General features: G+C 68.5%; 5 protein-coding genes. 1 reads left to right on the forward strand and 4 read right to left on the reverse strand.

Annotated elements, in window-relative coordinates; translation table 11 throughout:
• Nucleotides 1-79: 79 nt before the first annotated feature.
• Nucleotides 80-997, reverse strand: coding sequence for a permease-like cell division protein FtsX (ftsX, locus tag B7767_RS26960; RefSeq protein WP_085574453.1), 918 nt, complete (start codon nucleotides 995-997; stop codon nucleotides 80-82).
• Between the two features lie 29 nt (nucleotides 998-1026).
• A complete protein-coding gene (gene ftsE / locus B7767_RS26965; RefSeq protein ID WP_030868506.1) occupies nucleotides 1027-1716 on the reverse strand; it encodes a cell division ATP-binding protein FtsE in 690 nt (229 codons plus the stop codon).
• A gap of 334 nt (nucleotides 1717-2050) precedes the next feature.
• Here ftsE and B7767_RS26970 point away from each other — a divergent pair, with 334 nt between their 5' ends.
• Nucleotides 2051-2242: a hypothetical protein gene (locus B7767_RS26970; protein ID WP_030834342.1), complete on the forward strand. Its 192-nt coding sequence runs from the start codon at nucleotides 2051-2053 to the stop codon at nucleotides 2240-2242.
• A gap of 91 nt (nucleotides 2243-2333) precedes the next feature.
• Here B7767_RS26970 and B7767_RS26975 read toward each other — a convergent pair whose 3' ends face one another.
• Nucleotides 2334-3065 carry an LPXTG cell wall anchor domain-containing protein gene (locus B7767_RS26975; RefSeq protein ID WP_085574454.1) on the reverse strand — a complete coding sequence of 244 codons (732 nt, stop codon included), beginning with the start codon at nucleotides 3063-3065 and terminating at the stop codon, nucleotides 2334-2336.
• A 306-nt stretch (nucleotides 3066-3371) separates the two neighbouring features.
• Nucleotides 3372-4478 (reverse strand): peptide chain release factor 2, encoded by a 1107-nt coding sequence (prfB, locus tag B7767_RS26980; RefSeq protein ID WP_085574455.1) that lies wholly within the window; start codon nucleotides 4476-4478, stop codon nucleotides 3372-3374.
• Between the last annotated feature and the right edge of the window lie 474 nt (nucleotides 4479-4952).

Raw genomic sequence — 4952 nt, forward strand, 5'->3', positions numbered from 1 at the left:
ACGACCTGACATGGCGGTGAGTCTAGGACAACACGAAGGGGCGCACGGTCGGTTGACCGTACGCCCCTCTTGGCAAGAGTCACACCTTCAGATACTTGCGCAGCGCGAAGAACGCGGCCAGCGCCGGCATCAGCAGACTGGTCGCCAGGATCAGCGGGAGCTTCGTCAGTACGGCGTCCCAGCCGATGAAGTTGATCAGGTTCAGCTTCTCCGACAGGGCCAGTCCGTTGTCGATGATGAAGTACCGGCCGACCACCAGGAACCCGCACGCGAGGATGCCGCCGATGAGTCCGGCGACCGCGGCCTCCATGATGAACGGCGTCTGGATGTAGAAGCCGGAGGCGCCGACCAGGCGCATGATGCCGGTCTCGCGGCGGCGGCTGAACGCGGAGACGCGCACCGTGTTCACGATCAGCATCAGGGCGACGACCAGCATGAGCGCCATCATCGCGAGGGCGGCGATGTTCATGCCCTCCAGCAGCCCGAAGAGGTTGTCCAGGATGCCCTTCTGGTCCTGCACCGACTGCACGCCGTCCCGCCCGTCGAAGGCGGTCGCGATGACCTGGTACTTCTCCGGGTCCTTCAGCTTGATGCGGTACGACTCCTGCATCTGGTCCGGCGTCAGGGAGCTGGCCAGCGGGGAGTCGCCGAACTGCTCCTTGTAGTGCTTGTACGCCTCGTCCTGCGACTCGTACGTCACCTCGTCGACGACCGACATCTTCTCCAGGTCGGTCTTGATCTGACCCTTCTGGTCGTCGGTCACCGCGCCCTTGGCGCAGTTGGGGTCGGACTCGGCGTCACTCTTGTTGCACAGGAAGATGGAGACGTTGACCTTGTCGTACCAGTAGCCCTTCATGGTGTTCACCTGGTCGTTCATCAGGAGCGACCCACCGAACAGGGCTAGCGACAGGGCGACGGAGACGACGACGGCGAAGGTCATCGTCAGGTTGCGGCGGAGACCGACGCCGATCTCCGACAGGACGAACTGGGCGCGCATGGCGTCTGATCAAGCCTTTCCGTGGAGCGTCAGTGCTGGTAGCCGTAGACGCCGCGTGCCTGGTCGCGGACGAGACGGCCCTTCTCCAGCTCGATGACGCGCTTGCGCATCTGGTCCACGATGTTCTGGTCGTGCGTCGCCATCACCACGGTGGTGCCCGTCCGGTTGATGCGGTCGAGCAGCTTCATGATGCCGACGGAGGTCTGCGGGTCGAGGTTGCCGGTGGGCTCGTCGCAGATGAGCAGCTTGGGCCGGTTGACGAAGGCCCGCGCGATGGCGACGCGCTGCTGCTCACCACCGGAGAGCTCGCCGGGCATCCGCTCCTCCTTGCCGCCGAGCCCGACGAGGTCGAGCACCTGCGGCACGGACTTGCGGATCTCACCGCGCGACTTGCCGATCACCTCCTGCGCGAAGGCGACGTTCTCGGCGACCGTCTTGTTCGGCAGCAGACGGAAGTCCTGGAAGACGGTCCCCAGCTGGCGCCGGATCTGCGGCACCTTCCAGTTGGAGACGCGGGCGAGATCCTTGCCCAGGACGTGCACCTGTCCGTGGCTGGCCCGCTCCTCGCGGAGGATCAGCCGCAGGAAGGTGGACTTTCCGGAGCCGGAGGACCCCACGAGGAACACGAACTCGCCCTTCTCCACTTCCAGGGAGACATCCCTGAGTGCGGGACGGTTCTGCTTGGGGTAGGCCTTGGACACGTTGTCGAATCGGATCACGGATGCACCACGGTTAGCCGGGGGTAGATGAGCGTGACCATACGCGAACCGGGTAGGCGTGCGCAGGCACCGGTAGGGGTTGCGTAAGACTTGCGCCCTTTTGTTCCGGTGCCGGGTGAGGGCAGCACCCCCGGGAGCGCGGGGCTGTGACATGTGCGGCTCCGCTGCGTGGGCGCGGGCAAACCCAACGGCGCCGCAGCCGCGAATCCTCATGAACCACCCCCTCCGGGAGCGACCCGGCGCGGCTTCCGCAGGAACCTGGCACAGTGGAGGGGGAACGTTCGCGAGAAGGTGGGCGTTGTTCATCTGGAACCGGTGCGAGGAGGGCGAGCGCATGACGTACGACCGGCTGGTGTGCGCGAACTGCGCCGCGCCCGTGAGCGAGGGCCGGTGCCCGGTGTGCCGCGCGAACCGCGAGCGGCTGCAGCAGGAGAACTTCTTCGCGGGGCTGAACCCCATGATGCTGATCGCGCTGCTGGCGGTACTGGTCGCGGCGGTGGCGCTGCTCGCCCACCAGACCGTCTGACGCCGGTCGCACGGACACGAGCGAGGGCCCGGAGCGCGGTTGCGCTCCGGGCCCTACGTCATGCGTACGGTGCGTACGCGCGCGGCGACCGTCAGGCGGCGGCGCCGCGGCCGGCCATCATGCGCGGCAGCACCCGGAAGCCGATACCGCCGGCGATCATCGTGGCGGCGCCGATCAGCAGGAACGTGGTCTCGGCGGCACCGGTCTCGGCGAGCTCCTTGCCGTCGCCGCCCTGGGCCGAAGTGGCCGGGGCGTCGTCACCGGTGTCGGTCAGGGCCGAGGAGCCCTGGTCCTGGGGAGAGGCGTCGTTGCCGCCGTCCGGGGTGGTGCCGCCGGTGTTGTCGTCACCGTCGTCACCCGGGGCGGGCTCTACGGGGTCCTCACCGCCGGGGTTCTCGCCGCCGGGCTCTTCACCGCCGGGGTTCTCCCCACCGGGGTTCTCCCCGCCCGGGTTCTCCCCACCGGGGTTCTCCCCGCCCGGGTTCTCCCCACCGGGGTTCTCCCCGCCCGGGTTCTCGCCACCGGGGTTCTCGCCACCGGGGTTCTCCCCACCCGGGTTCTCCCCACCAGGGTTCTCCCCACCGGGGTTCTCGCCGCCCGGGTTCTCGCCACCGGGGTTCTCCCCACCCGGGTTCTCGCCACCCCCCTCTTCACACTCCGGATCGACCACGAGGTCGCAGCCCGGGTCCGGCTCGTCGCCGGCGGTGATGCCGATGTTGAAGTCGAGCGCCGAAGCGGCACCCGCCGCCGACAGCGAGGCACCGGCCGCGATCACGGCGCCGGCCGCGATCCGAGCGACACGGATCCGCGTCTTCTTCGTCATATGGTTGCTACCCCCAGTAGCTCATCGTCAATGAGGCCGCGCTCGGGGCGGTGATCAACGGGGGTAACTGCGATGAAACGCCCCCCGGTTCACATGCGCCCCAGAGATACGCATGCCACGCTTCACCCTTCCGATTTTCCAAAAGAACGTCAAGGCCGTTGCGTACGCGATGTCCGCCTACGCGCGCTTTGCGGGATAACGAAACTGTGAGTGTGATGTAAATCCCGGATGCCACCGGACGAAAAGGCAACCGCCGTCCAAATGACGGCGGTTGCCTTGTCGACAAATCGGTGTTCGTGCCGGGGGTTACTTCTCCCGCTGCTTGCGCCAGCGAATTCCGGCCTCCAGGAAGCCGTCGATCTCGCCGTTGAACACGGACTCGGGGTTGCCGACCTCGTGCTCCGTGCGCAGGTCCTTGACCATCTGGTACGGGTGCAGCACGTACGAACGCATCTGGTTGCCCCAGGAGTTGCCGCCGTCGCCCTTGAGGGCGTCCATCTTGGCCTGCTCCTCCTGACGGCGCCGCTCCAGGAGCTTGGCCTGGAGGACGTTCATCGCGGTGGCCTTGTTCTGGATCTGGGAGCGCTCGTTCTGGCAGGAGACCACGATGCCGGTGGGGATGTGGGTGAGCCGCACCGCGGAGTCGGTGGTGTTCACGCCCTGGCCGCCGGGACCGGACGACCGGTACACGTCCACCCGCAGCTCGGACTCGTCGATCTCGATGTGGTCGGTCTGCTCGACCACGGGGAGGATCTCGACGCCCGCGAAGGAGGTCTGACGGCGGCCCTGGTTGTCGAAGGGCGAGATGCGCACCAGGCGGTGCGTGCCCTGCTCGACGGAGAGGGTGCCGTAGGCGTAGGGGGCCTGGACGGAGAAGGTGGTCGACTTGATGCCGGCCTCCTCCGCGTACGACGTCTCGATCAGCTCGGTCTTGTAGCCCTTCTGCTCCGCCCAGCGCAGGTACATCCGCTGGAGCTTCTCGGCGAAGTCGGCGGCGTCGACGCCACCGGCCTCCGCGCGGATGTTGACGAGCGCCTCGCGGGAGTCGTACTCGCCGCTGAGCAGCGTCCGGACCTCCATCTCGTCCAGCGCCTTCCGGACTGCGGCGAGCTCGGACTCGGCCTCCGCGCGGGTGTCCGGGTCGTCCTCCTCCTCGGCCATCTCGAAGAGCACGGAGAGATCGTCGATCCGGCCCCGGAGCGCCTCGGTCTTCCGCACCTCGGCCTGGAGGTGGGAGAGCTTGCTGGTGATCTTCTGCGCCTCGTCCGGGTTGTCCCACAGGGACGGCGCGGCCGCCTGCTCCTCGAGCACGGCGATGTCTGCCCTCAGCTTGTCGAGGTCCAGAACGGCCTCGATCGACTCCATGGTCGAGGAGAGGGACTTGAGCTCTTCGGATACATCGACGACTGCCACGCCCTCCAGCGTAACGGCTCCGCCGGCCGGCCCACGCAGGGTGGCGGGGGTGGGGCGGGGCATTACCGGGCTGGGGCAGTCGGGGCGGGGTGGCTTCCGGCCGTGGGTGGTCGTTCGTTTCGCCCCCGCCGCCCCTTCCCTCCCCCACTCTCGGTTTCGCTCGAGCGGGAGGTGCCCCCATCGTCCCCGGGGGCTCCGCCCCCAGACCCCTTAGCGCAGTTCCCCGCGCCCCTATGGCCCGCCCCCTTCGCGCCCACGCGGCGGAGCCGCATGTCGGCGCAGTCCCGCGCCCCTGGGCGGGTCAGGGGTCGGCCGGGGCCGAGTTCTGCGTGTCCTGGGGTGGGGCCGCCTCGTCCTCCGTCATGGCCAGCCAGGTGCCCACACCCGCCGCCGCCAGGATCACCGCCGCCACCGCCAGGGCGAGCCGGCGGCGGCGGGTGACCGCGCGGTTGCGGGCGGAGCCCGGGCGGCGGG

The sequence above is a fragment of the Streptomyces sp. 13-12-16 genome, from assembly GCF_002114215.1.
Classification (GTDB): Bacteria; Actinomycetota; Actinomycetes; order Streptomycetales; family Streptomycetaceae; genus Streptomyces.